The sequence below is a fragment of the Methylococcus mesophilus genome (genome assembly GCF_026247885.1).
Classification (GTDB): Bacteria; Pseudomonadota; Gammaproteobacteria; order Methylococcales; family Methylococcaceae; genus Methylococcus; species Methylococcus mesophilus.
This window is the reverse complement of the sequence record NZ_CP110921.1, coordinates 1,839,649-1,861,075: the sequence shown is the minus strand read 5'-3', so window position 1 is coordinate 1,861,075 and position 21,427 is coordinate 1,839,649. Positions and strand designations below refer to the sequence as shown.

The 21,427-nt window shown below is 63.6% G+C and carries 17 protein-coding genes; 6 read left to right on the top strand and 11 right to left on the bottom strand.

Annotation, left to right across the window (positions count from 1 at the left end; translation table 11 throughout):
- Positions 1 to 14: 14 nt before the first annotated feature.
- The gene (locus OOT43_RS08660) at positions 15 to 1,256 is read right to left on the bottom strand and encodes a M48 family metallopeptidase (RefSeq protein WP_266024508.1); all 1,242 of its coding nucleotides are present in this window, start codon (positions 1,254 to 1,256) and stop codon (positions 15 to 17) included.
- A gap of 100 nt (positions 1,257 to 1,356) precedes the next feature.
- Here OOT43_RS08660 and orn point away from each other — a divergent pair, with 100 nt between their 5' ends.
- Together orn and OOT43_RS08650 are read left to right on the top strand one after the other, a co-directional pair.
- Positions 1,357 to 1,902 (top strand): oligoribonuclease, encoded by a 546-nt coding sequence (gene orn, locus OOT43_RS08655; protein WP_266024505.1) that lies wholly within the window; start codon positions 1,357 to 1,359, stop codon positions 1,900 to 1,902.
- A 5-nt stretch (positions 1,903 to 1,907) separates the two neighbouring features.
- Positions 1,908 to 2,783 carry an SDR family oxidoreductase gene (locus OOT43_RS08650; protein WP_266024502.1) on the top strand — a complete coding sequence of 292 codons (876 nt, stop codon included), beginning with the start codon at positions 1,908 to 1,910 and terminating at the stop codon, positions 2,781 to 2,783.
- On the opposite strand, the gene OOT43_RS08645 is transcribed toward OOT43_RS08650, so the two are convergent.
- The 5 genes from OOT43_RS08645 to OOT43_RS08625 all read right to left on the bottom strand — a co-directional run bounded on the left by OOT43_RS08645 (position 2,773) and on the right by OOT43_RS08625 (position 9,762).
- On the bottom strand, positions 2,773 to 3,897 hold the full coding sequence (locus OOT43_RS08645) for a glycosyltransferase (protein WP_266024500.1): 1,125 nt from the start codon (positions 3,895 to 3,897) through the stop codon (positions 2,773 to 2,775). The genes OOT43_RS08650 and OOT43_RS08645 overlap by 11 nt on opposite strands.
- 4 nt (positions 3,898 to 3,901) lie before the next feature.
- Positions 3,902 to 5,722: an asparagine synthase (glutamine-hydrolyzing) gene (asnB, locus tag OOT43_RS08640; RefSeq protein ID WP_266024498.1), complete on the bottom strand. Its 1,821-nt coding sequence runs from the start codon at positions 5,720 to 5,722 to the stop codon at positions 3,902 to 3,904.
- A 101-nt stretch (positions 5,723 to 5,823) separates the two neighbouring features.
- Positions 5,824 to 6,186: a hypothetical protein gene (locus tag OOT43_RS08635; RefSeq protein ID WP_266024496.1), complete on the bottom strand. Its 363-nt coding sequence runs from the start codon at positions 6,184 to 6,186 to the stop codon at positions 5,824 to 5,826.
- Positions 6,187 to 6,377: 191 nt separating this feature from the next.
- Positions 6,378 to 8,462 (bottom strand): elongation factor G, encoded by a 2,085-nt coding sequence (fusA, locus tag OOT43_RS08630; RefSeq protein WP_266024492.1) that lies wholly within the window; start codon positions 8,460 to 8,462, stop codon positions 6,378 to 6,380.
- A 154-nt stretch (positions 8,463 to 8,616) separates the two neighbouring features.
- Positions 8,617 to 9,762, bottom strand: a complete 1,146-nt coding sequence (locus OOT43_RS08625) for a calcium:proton antiporter (protein ID WP_266024490.1) — start codon at positions 9,760 to 9,762, stop codon at positions 8,617 to 8,619.
- A gap of 136 nt (positions 9,763 to 9,898) precedes the next feature.
- On the opposite strand from OOT43_RS08625, the gene OOT43_RS08620 reads away from it, so the two are divergent.
- Together OOT43_RS08620 and OOT43_RS08615 are read left to right on the top strand one after the other, a co-directional pair.
- Positions 9,899 to 10,933: an O-fucosyltransferase family protein gene (locus OOT43_RS08620; RefSeq protein ID WP_266024489.1), complete on the top strand. Its 1,035-nt coding sequence runs from the start codon at positions 9,899 to 9,901 to the stop codon at positions 10,931 to 10,933.
- Between the two features lie 38 nt (positions 10,934 to 10,971).
- A complete protein-coding gene (locus tag OOT43_RS08615; protein ID WP_266024486.1) occupies positions 10,972 to 14,820 on the top strand; it encodes a sensor domain-containing protein in 3,849 nt (1,282 codons plus the stop codon).
- Here the strand turns inward: OOT43_RS08615 and OOT43_RS08610 are convergent.
- Positions 14,783 to 15,379 carry an rRNA large subunit pseudouridine synthase E gene (locus OOT43_RS08610; RefSeq protein ID WP_266024483.1) on the bottom strand — a complete coding sequence of 199 codons (597 nt, stop codon included), beginning with the start codon at positions 15,377 to 15,379 and terminating at the stop codon, positions 14,783 to 14,785. The genes OOT43_RS08615 and OOT43_RS08610 overlap by 38 nt on opposite strands.
- Before the next feature lie 6 nt (positions 15,380 to 15,385).
- On the opposite strand from OOT43_RS08610, the gene OOT43_RS08605 reads away from it, so the two are divergent.
- Complete coding sequence (locus OOT43_RS08605; RefSeq protein WP_266024481.1) at positions 15,386 to 16,237, top strand: TrmH family RNA methyltransferase; 852 nt, start codon at positions 15,386 to 15,388, stop codon at positions 16,235 to 16,237.
- A gap of 19 nt (positions 16,238 to 16,256) precedes the next feature.
- Here OOT43_RS08605 and OOT43_RS08600 read toward each other — a convergent pair whose 3' ends face one another.
- Positions 16,257 to 17,768 carry a hypothetical protein gene (locus OOT43_RS08600; RefSeq protein ID WP_266024480.1) on the bottom strand — a complete coding sequence of 504 codons (1,512 nt, stop codon included), beginning with the start codon at positions 17,766 to 17,768 and terminating at the stop codon, positions 16,257 to 16,259.
- Between the two features lie 15 nt (positions 17,769 to 17,783).
- Here OOT43_RS08600 and OOT43_RS08595 point away from each other — a divergent pair, with 15 nt between their 5' ends.
- A complete protein-coding gene (locus tag OOT43_RS08595; protein ID WP_266024477.1) occupies positions 17,784 to 18,005 on the top strand; it encodes a hypothetical protein in 222 nt (73 codons plus the stop codon).
- Between the two features lie 29 nt (positions 18,006 to 18,034).
- On the opposite strand, the gene OOT43_RS08590 is transcribed toward OOT43_RS08595, so the two are convergent.
- From OOT43_RS08590 to OOT43_RS08580, 3 genes are all read right to left on the bottom strand, one after another.
- Positions 18,035 to 18,478 carry a putative lipoprotein gene (locus tag OOT43_RS08590; protein WP_266024475.1) on the bottom strand — a complete coding sequence of 148 codons (444 nt, stop codon included), beginning with the start codon at positions 18,476 to 18,478 and terminating at the stop codon, positions 18,035 to 18,037.
- 223 nt (positions 18,479 to 18,701) lie between these two features.
- Positions 18,702 to 20,264: an FAD-binding oxidoreductase gene (locus tag OOT43_RS08585; RefSeq protein WP_266024860.1), complete on the bottom strand. Its 1,563-nt coding sequence runs from the start codon at positions 20,262 to 20,264 to the stop codon at positions 18,702 to 18,704.
- A 379-nt stretch (positions 20,265 to 20,643) separates the two neighbouring features.
- Positions 20,644 to 21,306: a nucleoside deaminase gene (locus OOT43_RS08580; protein WP_266024473.1), complete on the bottom strand. Its 663-nt coding sequence runs from the start codon at positions 21,304 to 21,306 to the stop codon at positions 20,644 to 20,646.
- Positions 21,307 to 21,427 lie beyond the last annotated feature (121 nt).

The following is a 21,427-nucleotide window of genomic DNA, read 5'->3' as shown; positions in this document are numbered from 1 at the left end:
GGAAGGGGCCGCCACTAGATTTTCGCGGCCAGGTGGTCGATGCGTATCGCGGCGGGCGGGTGGCTGTAGTGGAAAGCGGCGTACAGCGGGTCCGGTGTGAGGGTGCTGGCGTTCTCGCGGTAGAGTTTCACCAGGGCGTTGACGAGATAGCGGGCGCGGGTATGGCCGGCGGCGAAATCGTCGGCCTCGAATTCGTAGCGCCGCTGCACATAGGCCATGATCGGCTGAAGGAAGACCGAGAACACCGGCGATACCAGCATGAACAGCAGCAAAGCGATGGCATTGGATTGCTCGCTGACGCCGAGGCCTTGATAGAACCAGCCCTCGCCACTCAGCCAGCCGAGCAGGCCGAAGCCCGCCAATGTCACCAGCGACGTGCCGGCCAGCATCTTCAGCACGTGGCGGCGCTTGAAGTGGCCGAGTTCGTGGGCGAGGACGGCTTCGATCTCGTCATGGTTGAGCGAGTCGACCAGGGTGTCGAAGAACACGATGCGCTTGTTGTTGCCGATGCCGGTGAAATACGCGTTGCCGTGGCCGGAGCGCTTGGAACCGTCCATGACGAAGATGCCTTGTGCGTGGAAGCCGCAGCGTTCGAGCAGGGCCTCGATGCGCGCCTTGAGTGTCGTGTCCGCGAGTGGGGTGAACTTGTTGAACAAGGGGGCGATGAAGGTCGGGAAGGCCCAGCTCATCAGGATCGAGAACGCCATCAGGATGGCCCAGGCGAGGATCCACCACTGCGCGCCCGAGCTGTCCATCACCCACAGGATCAGCGCCAGCAAGGGGCCGCCGATGACGACGGAAAGCGCGGTCTGTAGCCCCAAGTCGATAGCGAACTGGCGCGGCGTGGTGCGGTTGAAGCCGAAGCGCTCCTCGACCCGGAAGGTCTGGTAGAGGCTCAGCGGCAGCTCCAGGAATTGCGAAACTAGCAGTGTCGTCAGCACAACGCCGACGCCGGTGGCGATCGGTGAGAGCTCGAAACCGCTCCAGAGCTGGGCGATGGCGTCGATCCCGCCTCCCAGGGTGAATCCCAGCAGGATCACGATGCCGACGATCCGCCCCACGTCACCCAGGCTGCCCTTGGCCAGGGTGTAGTCCGCCGCCTTCCGGTGGTCCTCCAGCGACACGCTGTCCCGGAACGCTTCCGGCACACGGTCGCGGTGCAGGCGCACATGGCTGGCCTGGCGCCGGGCCAGCCAGTATTCGATGCCGGAGGAGACGGCCAGGGCCGCCAGGAACAGGGTGGTGAAGGTATTCATGCGGTGTTATTGGGTATCGGTTTCGTCAATCGGCGCTAGAGGGTAGCCTTTGATAAAATCCCTGACAAGTTTGGACAGTCAGACATTTAGAAGGACCGGTATGGCTCAGGACGCACAAAATCTCATCTGGATCGATCTGGAGATGACCGGGCTGGATACCCAGAACGACGCCATCATCGAGATCGCCGCCATCATCACCGACAGCCAGCTCAACGTGCTCGCCGAAGGCCCGGTGCTGGCGATCCACCAGCCGGAATCGGTGCTGGATCGCATGGACGACTGGAATCGCAAGCAGCACGGCGAATCCGGGCTGATCGAGCGGGTGCGGCGGAGCACGGTCGACGAAGCCGAGGCCGAGCGGCTGACGCTCGGTTTCGTCGGCGAATGGGTGCCGCCGAACGAATCCCCGATCTGCGGCAACAGCATCTGCCAGGACCGCCGCTTCCTCGCGCGCTGCATGCCCAGGCTGGAGGCCTATTTCCACTACCGCAACCTTGACGTGTCGACGCTGAAGATCCTGGCTGAGCGCTGGGCGCCGGCGCTGAAGGAGGGCCTGCAGAAGCAGAGCACCCATCGGGCGTTGGACGACATCCGCGAGTCCATCGCGGAACTACGGTATTACCGCGACACCGTGCTCAAGATCTGAACGCCTTGACGCGAACGGTCCTGATCGTCGGCTGCGGCGACATCGGCAGCCGGGTGGCCCGGCTGGAACTGGCTGCAGGTCAACGGGTACTCGGTATGGCCCGTTCGCCGGAGACGGCGGCGCGGCTGGCGGCGCAGGGTATCGGCGCAATAGCCGGCGATCTGGACAAGCCCGATTCCCTGGCCGGTCTGAAGGGTGGCTGGATCACGCTGTATCATCTCGCCCCGCCGCCGACTTCCGGCACAGGCGATCCGCGGCTGGCGGCTTTGCTCGAAAGCCTGCCGGAAGGGAGTCTGCCCAAGAAGGTGGTTTACATCAGCACCAGCGGCGTCTATGGCGACTGCGGCGGGGACTGGGTGAGCGAGAACCGGGCTCCCAATCCCCGAACCGAGCGCTCCCGGCGGCGCTGGGCGGCGGAACAGTATCTTGGAACCTGGGGCCTCCGGCACGGCATCACTGCGGTGATCCTGCGGGTGCCGGGCATCTACGGGCCGGGGCGTTTGCCGCTGGAGCGCATACGCGCGGGCGTCCCGGTCGTACGCGAGGAGGAGAGTCCCTATTCCAACCGCATCCATGCCGACGATCTGGCCAATGTGTGTTTCGCCGCGGCCGAGCGGCCTGCAGCCGAGGGCGTGTACAACGTCAGTGATGGCCACCCTACCACCATGACCGATTATTTCTATCGGGTCGCCGACCGCTTCGGCTTGCCGCGGCCGCCCGCGATTTCCCTGGAGGAGGCCAGGCGCGTCCTGACCCCGGCCATGCTGTCGTTTCTCGAAGAGTCCAAGCGGCTCGACACCGGCCGGATGACGAGGGAGTTGCAACCCAAGCTGCTCTATCCCGATCTGGAGAGCGGTCTGGCGGCCTGTGTCAACGCATAAGGCCCAGCGCTTCCAGGTATCTCTGCGCGCTGATCGCCGCCGTGTATTCGGATACGGCTGCCCGTAGCGTCTGCGGCGGCAGCGGGTGATCCAGCGCATGCGCCATGGCCGCGGCCAGCGCTTCGACATCGCCGACCGGCACCAGTGGCCCGTATCTGCCGCCGTCCAGCAATTCCGCCGGGCCGCTGGGGCAGTCGGTCGAGACGACCGGCCGGCCCAGCGCCATCGCTTCGGTCAGGGCGTTCGGCGAACCCTCCCACAGCGAGGACAGCACGAACAGGCTGCAGCGCGCGATCAGGGCATGGGGGTTTGCCAGGAAGCCGGTGAAGCCTACGTCTCCGCTCACGCCGAGTTCCTCCGCCAGCCGCTCCAGTTTTTCCCGGTCTCCGCCCTCGCCGACGATGACGAGGCGGCAGACACGGTCCCGGCGGAGCCGGGCGAAGGCGGCGATGAGATCGGGAAATCCTTTCTGACGGGTCAGTCGCCCCATGCCGACGATCGCGGGGACGGCCGGATCGTTCAGCCAGGGGTGTTCGCAAGGGAGGACGGCCTGCCGTTCCAGTTCCGGGGTGATGACGGGATTGCGGATGACCCGGACCCGTTCGGAGGGCAGGCCGGTGATGGCGAGGATGTCGTCTTTCACGCCCTGGGAGACCGCGACGATCGCGTCCATGTGGGGATAAAACAGCCGCATGCCGCTGAACCAGGCCAGTTCCCTCAGCCGGCCCTTACCTTGGAGGGCGGCCGAGACCGTCGTGCCCAGCCGTCCCACCAGTCGCGCATTTGAGCCGGCCAGCCGGCGGGCGAGCAGGGCCACCCGGATGGCGCGGTCCTTGGCGGCGAGGATGGCGTCCGGTTTCTCTTCGCGGAGGTAGCGGGCCAGGCCCGGCAGGGCGGTGAAAGTGTGGCGGACGTTCAGCTTGATGATGCGCACGCCGGCAGGGATCGCATCCAGGTGCTCCCCCTGGGCGCGCGCCAGCACCAGATCCACGGCGACACCGGCGTCGAGGAACCCGGCGGCCAGGTTCGCGATCATCTTCTCCACGCCGCCCTGGCCGGAGAAGGAGGCGAAGATGGCCAGGCGGCGAGGAATGGACAGTTCGGAAACGCTCATGGGTTCAGCTCTGCAGGATGTCCAAGGGATCGGCCAGGGCCGCCGGCCGCTCTCCTTTGCCCGAAATGAACAGCCGGTGCCAGATCGCGAACTGGATCACCGTCCAGAGCATGGTGCTGCCCTGGCGCTCGTCGCGGCAGCCGGCGATCAGCGTGCGGATGCCGTCGGGTTTGAGCCAAGGCGCGAGTGCCGGGTGGTCCGGCAGGATTTGGTTCAGCCGTTTGAGGAAAGGCTCGTCCAGCCATTCGCCGAGGGGGACGTGGAAGCCCCTCTTTTTGGCGTAGAGCTGATCCGCAGGCACCAGCCGCTCGCCCCAGCGCTTGAGGAACAGCTTGCCCTGGCGTCCCTCGACCTTGAGCCGGTCGGGTAGGCTCAGGCCGAATTCGACGACACGGTGGTCCAGGAACGGCACCCGTCCCTCCACGCCCCAGGCCATCAGCATGCGGTCGGCTTTGACCAGCAGGTTGTCGGGCAATGCGTGGCGGAGGTCGACGTACTGCATCCGCTGCAGATCGCTCCATTGGCGCGGTGTCTCCCGCCAGGACTCCAGCACCGGGCGCCGGGCGTGTTGCGAGGCAGCCAGCAGTGCGGGACCGAACAGGGTCTTCGGCCAACGTCCGCGGAAGCTGCCGCGGGTACGGAAGCCGCCGGAGCCGGGCGCCAGCAGTCCCTTGAACAGCCGTTCGAACGTCGAGGCCCGGTAGCGCCCGTAGCCGGCGAACACCTCGTCCCCGCCTTCTCCGGAGAACACCACTTTCAGTTCTTCGCCCGCGGCTCGGGCCAGCAGCGAGGTCGGCAGGTTGGCGTTGTCACGCATCAGTTCGTCCGCCGCCCACACGGTCAACGGCAGGCTGTGGAAGATGTCTTTGGGATCGGGACGGATCTCGCGGTGGCGGCTGCCGAAACGCTTGGCCAGGCCTTCGGCCAGTGGCAGTTCGTCGGTCAGCGAGGTGCCGGGAAAACCGACCGAGAAGGTGCGGATGGGCTCGCCGGAATACCGGGTCAGCAGGGCGAGCAGCAGGGAGGAGTCGACGCCGCCGGACAAGAACAGCCCGAACGGCACGTCCGAGCGCACGTGCTCGGCCATCACCCGTTCGATCAGCGCATCGAAGCGTTGCGCGGCTTCGTCGAAATTCAGCTCTCCCGTGCGCACGCTCAGCGGCGACCAGTAGCGGAAGCGGCGGGTCACTGTGCCGGCTTCGACGACTACGGCTTCGCCCGGCAGCACCCGCTCCACGCCTTGCAGGACCGTCGTGTCGCCGGTGGAAAACTGGTTCTGGAAATACTGGGCCAGTCCCTCCGGATCGATCTCGGGCGGCCGGTCGAGCAGCGGCAGCAGGGCCTTGAGCTCGGAGGCGAAGGCTATGCCGTCCGGAAGTTGCGCCAGGAACAGCGGCTTTATCCCTAAACGGTCGCGGGCCAGGATCAGCCGTCCTTCGGCGGCGTCGTACAGCGCAAAGGCGAACATGCCCTGGATGCGCTCCAAAAAGCACTCCCCGAAGGCGAGGTAGGCCTGAAGGATCACCTCCGAATCCGAATGGGTCTGGAATCGGTGGCCCAGAGCCTCCAGTTCGGCGCGCAGTTCGACGAAGTTGTAGATCTCGCCGTTGGCGATCAGCGCCAGCTTGCGGTCTTCGGAAAACAGCGGCTGATGGCCGCCCGTCAGGTCGATGATCGAGAGGCGGGTATGTCCCATGCCGAAGCGGCCGTCGAGGAACACGCCCCGGTCGTCGGGGCCACGGTGGGCCAGCTTGGCTACCGCGTTTTCGAGTAGGATCTTGTCGGCGGGGACATTGCAATTGAACAGGCCGGCGATGCCGCACATGGTGGCAGGTTCTTGAAAAGTCGGTATGGGAGAGAGCGTCGCCGCCCGGTCGCGTCGATGGGGGCCGTATTTGCGGCAGCTCGCGCTTGCCGGCCGTGCCTTCAGTCGGAATTGCCGAACGGCAGTCCCAGCCATTCCGGACCGGTGTCGGATTTCACGCCCATGGCCTTTTCCAGAGCGCCCAGCCGGTTTTTCACGACGTTGGATTCATGCGTCTTGCGCAGCATGTCGAGCACATAGGCCAGGCGGGTGCCGTCGTTGCAGTCGATCCGGCCCGCACGCATGTCGCGGTAGACCGCGGCCATTTCCTTGCGGATCACCTCGAGCGAGGCATCCACCGCCGGTTCCCGGCCGAGCCGGTCATACAGTGCCTCGACGTCCTCGACGTCGGCCTGTCCGGACTTTTTCCTTTCGTCGGTCGCCCGTTTCTCTTTCCACCAGTCGGCCATGCTCTTTTTGCTCATGAAATCCCCCTCGAATTATTTGTGGGCAAGCAAATGCCGCCATTAAGTTACAACGGCCGTGATCGGAAGGATAGGGAAGACTGCGGTTGGGGAACCGCTGGGGGCGAAGTGCACCCAGGAATCCCGGAGAGGGACCGCGAAAGGCGGCCCCGGGGCCGCCTTTCGCGGTGAAACAAGAATGCGCGGGGCCGTTATTTCTTGGCCGCACGCTCCTGGGCTTCCTTGATGACTTCGTCCGCGACGTTCTTCGGGCACGGCATGTAGTGCGAGAACTCCATGGAGAACTGGCCGCGGCCGGACGTCATGGTGCGCAGATCACCGATGTAGCCGAACATTTCGGACAGCGGAACCTCGGCCTTGATGCGCACGCCGGTCACGCCGGCTTCCTGGGACTTGATCATGCCGCGGCGGCGGTTCAAGTCGCCGATCACGTCGCCGACATGGGCGTCCGGCGTGAACACGTCCACCTTCATGATCGGTTCCAGCAGCTGCGGCGCCGCCTTCGGCACGGACTGGCGGAAGGCCGCCTGGGCCGCGATTTCGAAGGCGATCGCCGACGAGTCCACCGCGTGGAAGCCGCCGTCGGTCAGGTTGACCTTGAAGTCGACGCACGGGTAGCCCGCCAGGACGCCCTTGCCGAGCATGCCTTTGAAGCCTTTTTCGACCGCCGGCCAGAACTCGCGCGGCACGTTGCCGCCGGTCACCGTCGACACGAACACGAATCCCATACCCGGTTCGCTGGGCTCGATGATGTAGTTGATCTTGGCGTACTGGCCGGAGCCGCCGGTCTGCTTCTTGTGGACGTACTCGTCCTCGACGCGCTTGGTGATGGTCTCGCGGTAGGCCACCTGCGGCTTGCCGACGTTCACCTCCACTCCGTGGGTGCGCTTGAGGATGTCGACCTTGATGTCGAGGTGGAGTTCGCCCATGCCCTTGAGGATGGTTTCGCCGGACTCCTGGTCGGTTTCCACGTGGAAGGACGGATCTTCCTGCACCATCTTGCCCAGTGCGACGCCCATCTTCTCGTTGCCCGCTTTGTCCTTGGGTGATACCGCGATGGAGATGACGGGATCCGGGAATACCATCGGTTCCAGGGTGGCCGGCTTGTCCGGATCGCACAGGGTGTGACCGGTCTGCACGTTCTTCATGCCCAGCACGGCCACGATGTCGCCGGCCTGCGCGGAGTCCAGCTCGTTGCGGGAGTTAGCGTGCATCTCCACGATGCGGCCGATGCGCTCGGTCTTGCCGGTAAAGGTATTGAGCACGGTCGTGCCTTTTTCCAGCCGGCCCGAATACAGGCGCAGGAAGGTCAGGGCGCCGTAACGGTCGTCCATGATCTTGAATGCCAGGGCCCGCAGGGGACGGTCCGGATCGACGATGGCGAATTCGCCGGTTTCTTGGCCTTCCAGGTCGACTTCGGGCTGCGGCTTGACTTCGGTCGGATCGGGCAGGTAGTCGATCACGGCGTCCAGCACCAGTTGCACGCCCTTGTTCTTGAACGAAGAGCCGCAGTAGGTGGGGAAGAAATCCAGGTTGATGGTGCCCTTGCGGATCAGGCGCTTGAGGGTGTCGACGTCCGGTTCTTCGCCTTCCAGGTACTTTTCCATCACTTCGTCGTCCTGCTCGACGACTTTTTCCACCAGGTCGGCGCGCCATTTCTCGACTTCGTCGGCCATGTCGGCGGGCACGTCCTTGACCTCATAGTTCATCGGGTCGCCGGAGTTGTCCCAGATCCAGGCCTTGCGGGTCAGGAGGTCGACGACGCCGACGAAGCTTTCCTCGCGGCCGATCGGCAGCGTCATGACCAGCGGATAGGCCCCCAGGACGTCCTTGATCTGCTTGACTACACGGAAGAAGTCGGCGCCGATCCGATCCAGCTTGTTGACGTAGATGACGCGGGAGACCTCGGAGTCGTTGGCGTAGCGCCAGTTGGTTTCCGACTGGGGTTCGACGCCGCCGGAGCCGCAGAACACGCCGATGCCGCCGTCGAGGACCTTCAGCGAGCGGTACACTTCGATCGTGAAGTCGACGTGTCCGGGGGTGTCGATGATGTTGAAGCGGTGATCCTTCCAGAAACAGGTGGTCGCCGCGGACTGAATGGTGATACCGCGTTCCTGCTCCTGCTCCATGAAGTCGGTCGTCGCGGCGCCATCGTGCACCTCGCCGATCTTGTGGATCTTGCCGGTGAGCTTCAAAATCCGTTCGGTGGTGGTGGTCTTGCCCGCGTCGACGTGAGCGAAGATGCCTATGTTTCGGTAACGCGATAAATCAGTCATGTCGATACTTCTGGGGTTGGAAAAAAATTCGCCAATTATATAGTGCTGGTGAGGTTTTTGTCTGCCTCTGTTTGGTGCCGCGTCCGCCCGCCTCGGGCGTGGCCGATTGTACAACGGCTTTGTTGAAGGCTTTCGCAGCCTGCCGAGCCCCGGTTTACGGGGTGAACACGAAAAACAGGTAGGCGACGAACAGCATCAGGTGAACCATGCCTTGCAGGACGTTGGCGGATCCGCTGATGAACGTCATCACCGAGACCAGCAGGGTGGCGTACAGCAGGGTTTCCTGAACGCCGTCCAGGCCTAGGGTCAGCGAATGCTGTTGGAGGCTGGCAGCCACCAGGATCGTCGGCACGGTCAGGCCGATGGTGGCGAGCGCCGAGCCCAGGCAGATGTTGACCGCCCGTTGCATCAGGTTCAGCGCGGCCGCCCGCTGGGCGCCGACGCCTTCTGGCAGCAGGACCAGTGCCGCGACCACAAGCCCGCCGAGGGCCGCCGGCGTGTGGGATTCTTCGATCGCGAAATCGATCACCGATCCGAGGTGCTCCGCGAGCAGGACGACGGGCAGCAGCGCGGCCAGGAGGTTCAGCGCCGCATGAATGACAGCGCCCCGGCGTCGGTGTAATGCTGGGGCCGCATTGCCGTTGCCGTTTTCCTCGGGCTCTTCGTCCAGGACGGCGCTCATGTTGGCGAAATAGGACCGGTGCCTGCCGGTCTGGATGATCAGGAAAACCCCGTACAACAGGAGGCATAACAGTCCCAGGAACGCTTCCTGGACCGGGGTCAGGGTCGGTCCGTCGGTGCTGCTGGTATAGTTCGGGAGCACCAGAAGCAGCAGCGAGAGTGGGGCGATGAGGTGCAGGAACGACAGGGCGCCACGCAGGTTGAACGACTGTTCGACGTTGATCCAGCCGCCGCTGACCAGGGAAACGCCGACCATGCCGTTGAGTACGACCATCAGGGTGGCGAAGATGGTGTCGCGCAGCATCGCGGGATTCTGGCCGCCGCCGGCCATGACCATCAGCATCAGACTGACCTCGATGGCGGTGGCAGACAGTGTCAGGACCAGCGTGCCATAAGGCTCGTCCAGCAGTTCAGCCAGTTCGTCGGCATGCCGGACTACGGCGAAGACGGACCCCAACATGGTGCAAAATGTCAGCGCGGAGCCTGCGGCCAGCGCGGTTAGGCTGTCGCTTTGCCCGAACTTGTGGCCGCTGAGCAGCAGGACGATCCAGATGAGCCAGCCCAGGATGACGAAAACGTGGTCGCGGAGCAGTTTCCGGAGCTTTGAACGCTTGTACATAATTTGTGGCGCACTTTCATTTTGTTCTTCTGTCTTAAGAATACCATTCGCGAGCGCAGCTTCTGCCCCGGGGATAGGGCCGGGTGCGGGCGTGCTTTGCTGACGGAAGCAGAGCGGAGGAAACGAGGATCGAACGATGCCGGTTTTGCGGAAATCCAATTTGCTCAGGCGGTTGCCTGCGTTCATGCTGTCGGTGCTGCCGGTGTTCGTCCCCGGTGTGGCTACTTCCGGGGTTTCTCAGCCGGCGACTGCGGTGCTCGGCATCGCCGACGTTTCCGGTCTCGATCAGGGCGAAATCCTTTCCTACGACGCGAGCGAGCCGACCGACAAGACCCTTTCCGCCGGTTTGGCCATGTATGTCGCGGCGCCGCCCGAACGGCTTATCGCTGCGGTACGGAACGGGGCGCTGCTGGTGGGTGATCCCGACGTGATCGCCGCAGGCACTTTACTCCCGGCTAACGGCCCGGAGGCGCTGGAAGGATTCGAATTCGGACCGTCCGACCTCGAGGAGGCGGAAGCCTTGAGCGAAGTCGAACCCGGCTCGGCATTCAACTTCTCGGCGGCGGAAATCGAGGGATTCAGGGCCTTGGGCCTGAAATTGGCGAATGTGTCCGAGGCGGAGAAGCTGCGCCTCTTATCGCGCCGGTATCGCGAGTTTCTGTGGCAGCGGCTGGACAGCTACCGCAAGAACGGTCCGGACGCCATCGCGCCGTACGTCCGTTCCACCGGAAACATCGTGGACGTGGCGGCGGAGTTGAGGACATTCGCGGAGCAAAGTGCGGAGCTGCGGCAGTACGCGCCCGAATTGCGGGAGGCTTTGCTGAAGTTTCCGGCGGAATCTTCTTCAGACGCGGCCAGCACCCTGCAATGGGTCGAGCGCAAGGTAGAGGGCAGGCCCACCGTCATCCTGGTTCACCAGATGGTCCAGCCTACGGGCGGCGGCGCCCTCGTCGCGGTGCGAGATTTCTACGTCGGCCATTCCTTCAATTCCAGCCAGATGGTGCTCGGCATCCTGCCGTACCGGAAGGGGAGTCTGGTGTTTTACAGCCACTGCACGTCGACGGATCAAGTCGCCGGCGTCGGGATGAACCTGAAACATGCGATAGGCCGGGAGCGCCTGAGGGCGGTCATGTTCGGGCGGATGGAGCGGTTCAGGGCGTCGGTGCGGTGATGCCGGCATATTCCAGTTAGAGACGGGAATTGATGGACATGGGTCTGCCATACGGACAGCCGGATCTGATCTATTTCCTCTACGGTTTGTCATTCGTCGTGCTGGCGGCCGTCTGCGGGGCGATTCACGACAGAACCCGCCAGCGCGTGCCTTGGCTGTGGCTGGGGATGTTCGGCGTTGCGCATGGCGCCTACGAATGGCTGGATCTGTTCGCCATCTCCCTGGGGGACCATCCGGTATTCGTCTGGGCGCGGTTGGCGGTTTTGACGATTTCCTTTCTCTGCCTGCTTCATTTCGGCATCCAGGGTCTGGTCAGCCAGCGCGTCCGGCTACCCGCGCGGTGGGTTTATCCGGTCCTGGTGGTCTGGTTCGTCGCCGCTGGAGGTTGGCATGCAGCAAGGCTCACTCCGAGCGCAGCCGGCGGGTTTGCACTGAGCTTAGCCGAAGGGCTGAACGGCGCCGTGCGTTACGCCTTCGGGTTTACCGGCGCACTGGCCGCGGCCGGGGCGCTTGGCCTCGCGGCACGAACGACGCCTAGGCGATACGACTTTGCACTCGGTGCTGCTGCCCTTGCGATGGCTGTCTATGCCGCGAGCGTGGGGACAGCCGTACCCGGTACGCTTCTGATTCCGGCGGACGGTGCCGACACGGCGCAGTACTCCGCGGCCGCGCTGGTTATTCCCCTGCTGCGCGGCATCTGCGTGTTGTCCATGAGCTCGGGAATCTGGCTCCATTATCGCCGCTCGGGTGAACTTCCGGTTCCCGCGGAAGAGCTCAGCTCCGGGATGGGATTCGGCCTCAGGCTCGTCCTGATCTCGTCAGTCGTGCTCGCGGCGGCGTTCGTACTGACGGAGTTTTTTGGCCGTGCCGCCGACCGGGGCGTCCGCCGCGAGTTGTCGATCCAGGCCGAAACCGTGGCGGCGTCGATCAATCCGGAGCGGATTCGTCACGTCCGCACGGCGACCACCGAAGTTCGGGAACGGGAGGAGCACTGGCTCATCAGTCAGCTCCGGCGCATCGATGCCGCGGATCCCAAACTCAAGCGTCTTTACCTGCTTCTTCCGGATGAGGGCAGGGCAATGCGCGCCATCGGTTCCAGCACGGCTGAAGCAGAACCGGCCCTGAGCGGAGTCGAAGGGGCCGGCGGCCGGTGGCCGTATGCCGAACACGCGGAGGCCCTGGCCGGCTTGTTTGCCAGCGGCCGGTCGTTGGTGGTCGGTCTGTCCGGCGAGCGCGGCAAGGGCACGGTATCCGCGTTCGCTGCGGTGCGGGACACGGACACCGCGGAAGTCCTTGCCGCCTTGGGGCTGGACATCGACGGCACGGTGCGGCGGGAGCGGGTGTCGGCCTACCGCGTCGTTGCCATCGCCATCGCCCTGCTGATTGCCATGGGCACGCTCGGCTTCGAGGTGAGCCGCCAGCGTCTGTGGCTGTCTTCGCGGATCGCCAAGGCCGAGCGGCGCCGGCTGGCGGAGGCTCAGCGTCTCGCCCGGGTGGGAAGCTGGGTGTACGACCCTGCGACGGACCACATGACCTGGTCGGAAGAAACCTGCCGGATTTTCGGGCTCACACCCGACCGGGAGACTCCTCGCCGGTTCCATGAGTTCGCTGCCATGTTCGCGCCGGAAGACAATGAGGCTGTCGAGGCCGCGCTGCGCGCCGGGCGTGACGATGCGCTCGGGGTGGAGCGGGCGCTGCGGGTGAATCGGGTGGACGGCGCAATCCGGCGTGTGAACTTCAAGGCCGAACTTCTGGGGCGGCGGGGAGATTCGGGGCCGGTGCTGCAGGGTACCCTGCAGGACGTCACCGAACGTTGGGAAGCCGGACAGGCGCTGCGGCAATCCGAGGAAAGGCTGCGCCTTCACGTCGAACGGCTGCCCCTGGCGGTGATCGAGTGGGACCTGGATTTCATCGTCAGCCGCTGGAATCCGGCGGCGGAAAGAATTTTCGGCTACGGTGCGGACCGGATGATAGGCCGTTCCGCCGGCATACTGTTTCCGCAGGACGTGATGGAGCGGGTGCACGAGACGTGGCGGGAAGTGTTGGGCGGGGCCGGAAACCGGAGCGTTACCGCCAACCTGACGGCGGATGGCCGCACGATACGTTGCGAATGGTACAACACCCCGCTGACGACGCCGGACGGCACGGTGATCGGCGTGGCCTCGCTGGTGGACGACATCACCCAGCGCGAGGCGGTCGAGGCCGAGGTGAGGCTGGCGGCGACGACCTTCGAGACGGACGAAGCCATCATGATCACCGCCGCCGACGGCAGGATTCTGAGGGTCAATGCGGCGTTCAGCCGGATCACGGGCTACCGGCAGGAAGACGCCGTCGGCAGGAATCCCCGGTTGTTCAAGTCCGGCCTGCATGGAGCCGAATTCTACCGGGAGGTCTGGCGCAGCCTCGAGCAGACCGGGCGCTGGCAGGGCGAGATCTGGAACCGGCGGAGAAACGGCGAAGTCTATCCCGAGCGCAAGACGATCACCGCGGTCAGGTCGGCTGGCGGGGAACTCACGCACTACGTCTCGATTTCCTCGGACATCTCCGAACTCAAGCGCACCGAAGAAAAAATCCGCCAGCTCGCCTATTACGACTCCCTTACCGGCTTGCCGAACCGGGGCTTGATCTTCGAGCGGCTCGCTCAGCAGATGAAAGCGGCGCGGAGCGCCGGGACCTACGGTGCCCTGTTGTTCATGGATCTGGACTATTTCAAGACACTGAACGATTCCCTCGGGCACCACATGGGCGACCGGCTGCTGGTCCAGGTGGCCGAGCGCCTGAAAAATTGCACGGACGATGAGGAAGCGGCGGCCCGCCTGGGCGGAGACGAATTCGTCGTCCTGCTTGCGCCGGTCAAGCCCAGTGCCTCGGTTGCGGCGGGCCAGGCGATCGTCCAGGCGCGGCGGGTGCGCGAGCTGCTCTCGGCGCCGTTTCAGCTCGACGATTACGTGCACTATGTTTCCGTGAGCATCGGCATCGCGCTGTTTCCCGACGGCGCGGACACCGCGGACGACGTCCTCAAGCAGGCGGATACGGCCATGTACGTGGCGAAGAACGAGGGGCGCGACGGCATCCGTTTCTACGAGAGTGCGATGGAGGTCGTGGTCCGAGGCCGGCTGGAGCTGGAAAAAGCGTTGCGGAAGGCGCTGGCCAACGATGAGTTCGAGGTCTACTACCAGCCGCAGATGCTCGGCGACGGGCGGGTGGTGGGTGCCGAAGCCCTGATCCGCTGGTTCCACCCCGAACGCGGAGCGATTTCTCCGGATCAGTTCATACCGGTTTGCGAGCAGAACGGCATGATATTGCGGGTGGGGGCCATCGTTCTCGGGCGGGCCTGCGCCTGCCTCGCCGAGATGCGGGGCAAGGGGCTCACCCTGCCGAAGCTTTCCGTGAACGTCAGTCCGCGCCAGTTCATGCGCAGCGACCTGATGAGCCAGTTGGAGCAGTTCTGCCTGGAGAGCGGCGTTACTCCAGCGGATCTTTGCCTCGAACTGACGGAAGGCGTGTTGCTGAACCACACTGACCTCGCCGTTGCCCAGATCGGGCGCCTGAAGAACCTCGGCGTGAGTTTTTCCATCGACGACTTCGGAACGGGGTATTCCTCCCTGGCCTACTTGAAGCACCTGCCGCTGGACGACCTCAAGATCGCCTCCGCGTTCGTCCGCGACCTGGAGCAAGACAGCAACGACGCGGCCATCGTCGAGACCATCGTCAGCATGGCGCGCCATCTGGGGCTCGATGTCATTGCCGAAGGCGTCGAAACCCAGGGTCAGGCCGAGATATTGGAGCGTTACGGCTGCCACCGGTTCCAGGGCAACTACTTCGCCCGGCCGATGCCCAAGGACGACTTCATCCGCTTCGTCGCCGAACGTCAGCGCCCCGGTTGAGGCCGCGCCCGGCAAGGGGCGGCAGTTCCCGCCATTCCCCCGGCGTCAGGCCTTCCAGAGTCCAGGCGCCGATGGCCCAGCGGATCAGGCGCAGCGTCGGGAAGCCCACTGCCGCCGTCATGCGCCGCACCTGGCGGTTGCGGCCCTCGCGGATAACCAGTTCCAGCCAGGCGGTCGGGATGGCGGCACGGTAACGGATCGGTGGATCGCGCGGCCACAGCCAGGCCGGTTCGGGAATAATGCGCGCAGCGGCCGGGCGGGTGAGGCCGTCGTTCAACCGCACCCCCTGTCGCAGGCGGTTTAGCGCCGCTTCATCGGGTAGCCCTTCGACCTGGACCAGATAGGCCTTGGCCGTCTTGTGGCGGGGATCGGCGATCCGGGCCTGCAGGCGGCCGTCGTCGGTGAGGATGAGCAGCCCCTCGGAATCGCGGTCCAGGCGGCCGGCGGGATAGACGCCGGGAATGGGAAGGTATTCGGCCAGCGTCGCCCGGCCATGCTCACGGTCGGTGAACTGGGTGAGGACGTCGTAAGGTTTGTTGAAGAGGATGATGCGGGACATGACCAGATGATGCGGAAAACCAGGCAGCCCCGTGCCGGCGGCGTTCCCGGAAAACGCGGAGCCGAGGCTGCGGCGCGCTCGGCAGGTGGCGGGGCGGCGGAAGAGAAGCTTACCAAAATTGCCGGCCTGTCCGCCGTGACGGCGGTATTCCGGCGTGAGCCTGATCGGGTGGTACGGCTCTACTACGACGACTCGATGAAGACGGCGGCAGGCCCCTTTTGCACCGAGCTGGCGCGGCTGCGCCGGCCGTACCGCCTGCTGCCGCCGGACGAAATGGTGCGGATCGCCGGCACCGTGCTGCACGGTGGCATCGTCGCCGCGGTCAGGCCTCGCGAGGTGCCGGAGATCACCCTGGAAACCGCGAAGCACTGGGCGAAATCCGGCGCCGCTACGGTACTGCTGGACGGCGTGGGCAATCCCCACAACCTCGGCGCCATCGCCCGCACCCTGGCCTTCTTCGGCCTGGGCCATCTGCTCCTGTCGGACCATCCGGCCCAGGCCGGTCTGTCCGACGCGGCCTACCGGGTGGCCGAAGGCGGGCTGGAGTTCCTGGACGTCCGCCGCCTCGCCGGTGCGGCGCAAGCCCTGAAAGGCCTGCGCTCCCATTTCCATGTCGTCGGTACCGCCCTGCATGCCAGGGGCGTTCCTCCGGAAGCGGTGCCGCAGGACCGCCGTCCCATCCTGCTGGCGCTCGGCAACGAAGAAAAGGGCCTGCCGCCGCCGACCCTCGCTGCCTGCGAAACCGTCGTCACCCTTCCCGGCAGCGGGCGGATTCAGTCCTTGAACGTCTCGGCCACGGCGGCGATTCTGGCCTATTCGTTGTTGCTCCGGAAACCGGAAGCGCGTGGTCGCCGATGACAATGCACTCGAAGTAGTCTCAGCGGAACGTCCCCTTGCGGATGTTGAAGAACGCCAGTTCCGGCAGGCTGACCAGCATGCCGCGGAGGCCATGGTGGAGCGAGCGGCCGGCGTCGAAGGGGCTTGCCAGAAGACCGGCCAGGGCTTCGGCGGTGCCGACGGCCAGATTGGCGGCGCCGAACAGGGGACGCGGCCAGGCCGCCGTGTCGGTGAAGAACAGGAACAGCGAATCCTCGTCGTTCGTATGGTAAATCGCGGAGCTCAGGGGGCTGAGTTCGGCCAGGTAAGATTCGCTGTCGAGGGTTTCGAGGAATAGCCTGCGGCGCGACGCGAGTTCGAAGGATTCCATGACGCGGTATTGCCGTTCCACGCGTCGCGCCGAGACGAAGGGGATGGCGTCGACCGGCGCCGGCTCGATGCGTCCCCCCAGCGCCTCGGCGCCGCTCCCGTTCATCCCGGCCAGGCTTTCGTTCAGTGTTCGGAACAGCTCGGTGACGCAATTGCGCTCCACCAGGTGGTACCGGTAGATCTGTTCGAGCCGTTCCCGTTGGGCACTCTCGGCCGCTAGGAAAGCTGCTGCGGCGTCCCGCAGTTCCTCGACGCCCAGCGCGGGGCGGACGGTTTCCGTGGGGCTTCCGGGACGTGAGGGCATCAATCCTGCCGGGGTACGCAGATGGAATGGCGCCTTGCCCGCCAGCGCCTTGCGCGCCTCCAGCCGGCGGTTCGCCGCGTTTTCCAGCAGGCTGTAACCGATTTCATCGAACTGCCGGCCACTCGTCAGCTCTCGCCGGGCCAGCCGGAAGTCGGCGTCCGCGGCGGTGAAAACCGGCGGAGCGCTGCCCCAACTGAGCTGTGCCGTTTCCCGCTCGTTCAGCGTGTCCAGAAACACCAGCCGGCCGTAGCGCAGGGTCTTGCCCAGTGCCTCCAGCCGGGCGAAAGCGGCGAGGAGGCCGGGCCCCTGGTCGGGGCGCGGCTGGTCCAGCGCCTCCGCCACCGATTCTTCCAGTTTGCCGGCGAAGGTTCTCAGCGTCTCGATTTCCCCCGGCTTGAGCGCGAACTCGCGGCCCCCCGGCACGTGGCAGGCCTCGCGCCGGAGCGGGGCTGCGCGTTCCAGCAGCCGATAGGCTTCCAGCAGGGCGTGGAGGTCGTGGTAGCGGTCGGCGAAACGGTAACGCCAAGGCGGCGAGCTGCGGGCATCGATCGGCAGCGGGTCGTCCGGCGGGCCCGGGCGCAGTGCCAAGATAGCCTGACGGACCGAAGTCATGCGCGTCCGAAGGCCTTCGGTCCCGTAACGGGCGAGGGCGCGGGTGCGCAGGCCGGCGAGCGTCGGGTCTTCGGGGCGGTCCGTCCCCGCCGGTTCGAACAGGCCGAGGCCTTTCACCTGGAGCCGCGGTGGCGTGTCGGTGCTCGCCAGCATCGCCAAGATTTCACCGTCACGGCGGAGCGCTTCCGGCACCTTGAACTGGGCGTTCTGCCGTTGGAGCCGGTTCTCGAAGCTCTCATGGAGGGACGCGTAGACGTCCGGTGTCACCGCGATGCGGCTGATGTGGAGGGTGCGGTTCTCGATTTCGGTGTAGAGCCGGCGGAACGGTTCGAACGCCTGGCGGGCGGCCCGGATCAGGCCGCCCTCCGCGTATTCGAAATGATAGACCTCGTCGCCGAACCGCAGTGCCGCATGACCTCCCGCAGCCTGACCCTCGTTGGCGTCGAGATAGAGGTAGTCGATCCGGGCGGAATAGGCCTCCTCGGCGCGGAGCGCGACGGGTAGAACCAGCAGTGCGAGAACCGCGAGCCGGATCAGCGGGAGCCCTCGTCGATATACTGCATACGGGTCGGATCGGAATTCGCCAGCAGACGGCGCAGAGCCTCGTACTGCGGCTGGCCCAGCTTGGCTGCGGCCAGACCTTTGCCGATGGCAACATAGGTGCCCTTGTCGCTGTCCCAGCCGGTGATGCCGTATTCCTGCGCCAGCTGGCTGACCCGGGCATAGAACGCCACCGTGTCGTTGCTGCCGGATTTTGCGAATTCGGTGGCGTATTCGCTGACGCTTTTCTCGTAGCGCGCCTTCTTGTTCTGGGACGACTTCGAACTCGAGGTGCTGGATTCGGAAATCGAAGCCGACGAGGTGAACGGGCTGGCGGAAGTCTTGACCGAGCTTTCCGAGCTGTAGGAGAAGGAGCAGCCTTGGAGCGTTAAACTGGCAATTGGAGCCAACAATATCAATTGCTTAAACGGGTTCATGGAGTTTGCCTGAAGCTGGGAGCGAGCGGGTTGGGGACCGGTGAACGATGAATGCCATTATATGCCAGGATCGCCGAGCGCTCAGCAGGTGTGACGGAACCAGCGTGGCCACGGGGCGGTTTGAAGTCTGAAGTGCAGCTTCATTCCTGAGCTATTACTCCGGCCCCATTTATTCGTACGCCGAACCCACTGCAGGCCGCGGCCGGTACGGGTTCCAAAACTGCTACAGGGGATAATTGCTTAGCAAGTTGTACGGGTCATATTTCCTGGCCAGGTTATGCAGTAGGCTCAATTTTTCGTGGAACGCCATCCGGAGCTCGTGCTTTGTTTCAGGAGTATTTTTCTTTATCTCAACGCTATATACGCCAACTACTGCGGCATTGATCCGATGCATAATGCGTTTAACCCAGGCTGCTGCTTTCTCCATGTCTTCAGGCGAAGATCCAGCATAATAAAATCCTGTCACAACCACGTTCCAATCCGCATCCCGCCCGGAAAAAACAGAACCATTCTTGATTCGGCGCACTTCGCCGCCCATATGCTGAAAGTCGATCCGGCAGAACTGATTCGGAGCTGTGCGTATCGCATTCAGAAATACATCCCCCATCCTCTTGACTACCCGATTCTTAACCAAGTAGCTCTTCACGACCGGGACCAGCTCGCCTTCGAGATCACCGGAATCACGCACAGGTACGTCGAAAGGCGGCATTAGCGCATAATCCACTGCATGTGCTTCTTCAAGCCAAGAGAGTTTTGTCTCACCGGTTACGCTTTCCTGCGCCGAGCTTAATTCAGCCAAAGCGTTTTCATTGCTGCCTTGGTGAACCAGATAGCCATAAAACACGGGATTCATATGCTTAACGCTGTCAGACCCTAAGACAAAAGAGGCCGACACGTGATCCTGTAACTTATCCGCATTTTCCAGCCAGCCATTTAACAGGCCTATATCCGCGGTCAAGCGCGATACGGTCACTTTGGTGCCAGGCACGGTGTCCAGATAAACTTCAGAGACGACACCAAACCTCGGTGCCGCTCCGCGAACCGCATTCCAGAGATCTTGTTGAGCGCAGTGGGCATCGAGGAGAAAATTATCCCCGCGGGCGGTAACAAAATTTACCTGAGAAATATGGTCACAAGTCAAACCTTCGCTACGCGACAAATACCCTATTCCGCCTCGCATAACGAGGCCTAAACCGGGCATTGGCGACACGCCAACAGGAATATGGCGTCCGTGATTTTTCAAAATAGCAACGACGTCTCCGACCTTTGCTCCACCACACGCCTTTACAAAAGTACGCCCATCCCTATCCAAAACCTCTACTTTATTATAGAAAACATTGAGCGCCAGACAGATCATGTCCGTTTGAACTGATAATGAGCTAAGACCGCCGCCGCAAACAGTGAACTTCAGCTTGTCATGGACAGCAATCTCGATGAAGCGCGTGATATCTTCATGCCTTTTCGGACAGACTATTGCGCTAGGCTTTTTGTGGCCAGCCTCTCTCGAAAACAACCCCTCTAAAAACGACCCGTATCTCTCATCCCCGGGAAAATAAATATCGACATCCCTCAACAAGGACAGGCTCTTAGCTACGGTGTTACCGGGAGATTTATCGCTACGGCCCGTTTGCCTGGCGGCCGCTTCGCCTCCCGCCAGATAGATCCCAGCCGTCGCTGCCGCCCCCATGACAAGGAAATTACGGCGAGACATCGCGCAAAATTCGTCTGCGCTAATATCCAACGAAGATTCGGCAGCGCCTGATTTTTTCGTGCAATCTGTTTTCATGGTAACCACGAGCCTCTCCGGGTTGAACAACTAATCAAGCACCACAACGCCTAGGGCACCGCGAATAACAAATACTTGGCTGGGTAAAGCGCGCGCACCAATGACCGCTGAGCGGTAAACCCTGCCGTCTTTTGGAAGCTGTCTTGAAAAAGTTCAGAGGCATTTGGCACAGATCCGGCACAAACAAGCAGGAGAGAAATGAAGAGACGTGCCTGTGTGCCTTTGGATGCGTTGGTCTTCGGCTCAGGCATTCGGCCCTCCCGCGATGATGCGGAGAAATGTATCGTAGGCGCCAAGGCCCGTTGCGCGTACATGCCCGGGGAACCGCGGCGGGGGTATAGCCTCTCGCCGAGGCTCCCGGATTGAGTCGGGCAAGCGATCAGTAACGTGCGCCGTCGGGCACTTTTCGGAATTCCGCCCAGACCTTTTGTCCTTCGTCCCTCAGGATCTGTTGCGGTTTAAGTTTGCGTTGGGAGTACGGCTTTGCCATGTCCTTGTGGAGCACCAGATCATCGAACAAGTCGTCGTAGTCCGCCCAACTGGCGGCATAAAAGACCTTGCTGATGCGTGCCCAATAGGCGGTGGCGTAGCACATGGGGCACAGCTCGCAGCTCGAATAAAGCACCGCGCCGGTGAGATCATGGCTGTCGATCTTGCGGCATGCCTGCCGGATCGCGTTCACTTCCGCATGGGCGGAAGGGTCCTTGTCCTTCATGACGCTGTTACCCGTCGCGGACAGGATTTGGCCGTCCTTGACGATAACGGCGCCGAACGGTCCGCCCGTCTTGTCCACGACGCCGGCCTGCCGCATGAGACGGATGGCCTCTCGCATGTATTCGCGATCCTTATCCGTCACGGGCTCAGCTGCTTTGCCGCCGGCAGGGGATTTGGCAAGCGCGTCGCCGGCTCCCAAATAGAAACCCGCGCCGGCCGCTGCGCCGGCGAGCAGGAAATTACGGCGGGACACCGCGTAAATCCGGGTGGTATCGGCATCCAATGCGTGCTCTGAATGTCCAGGCTTGTTTTCTTGTTCTGCGCTCATTTCGGAGTCTCCTAGTGGACTTGGTATGGTTGTTGTGGCACTAACGAAACGCTCCCTTGGAATGGTACGCCGGAGAAGAAAAAGGATGGCGCGCCGTTCGAAGCTTGTACTGCAAATGCGC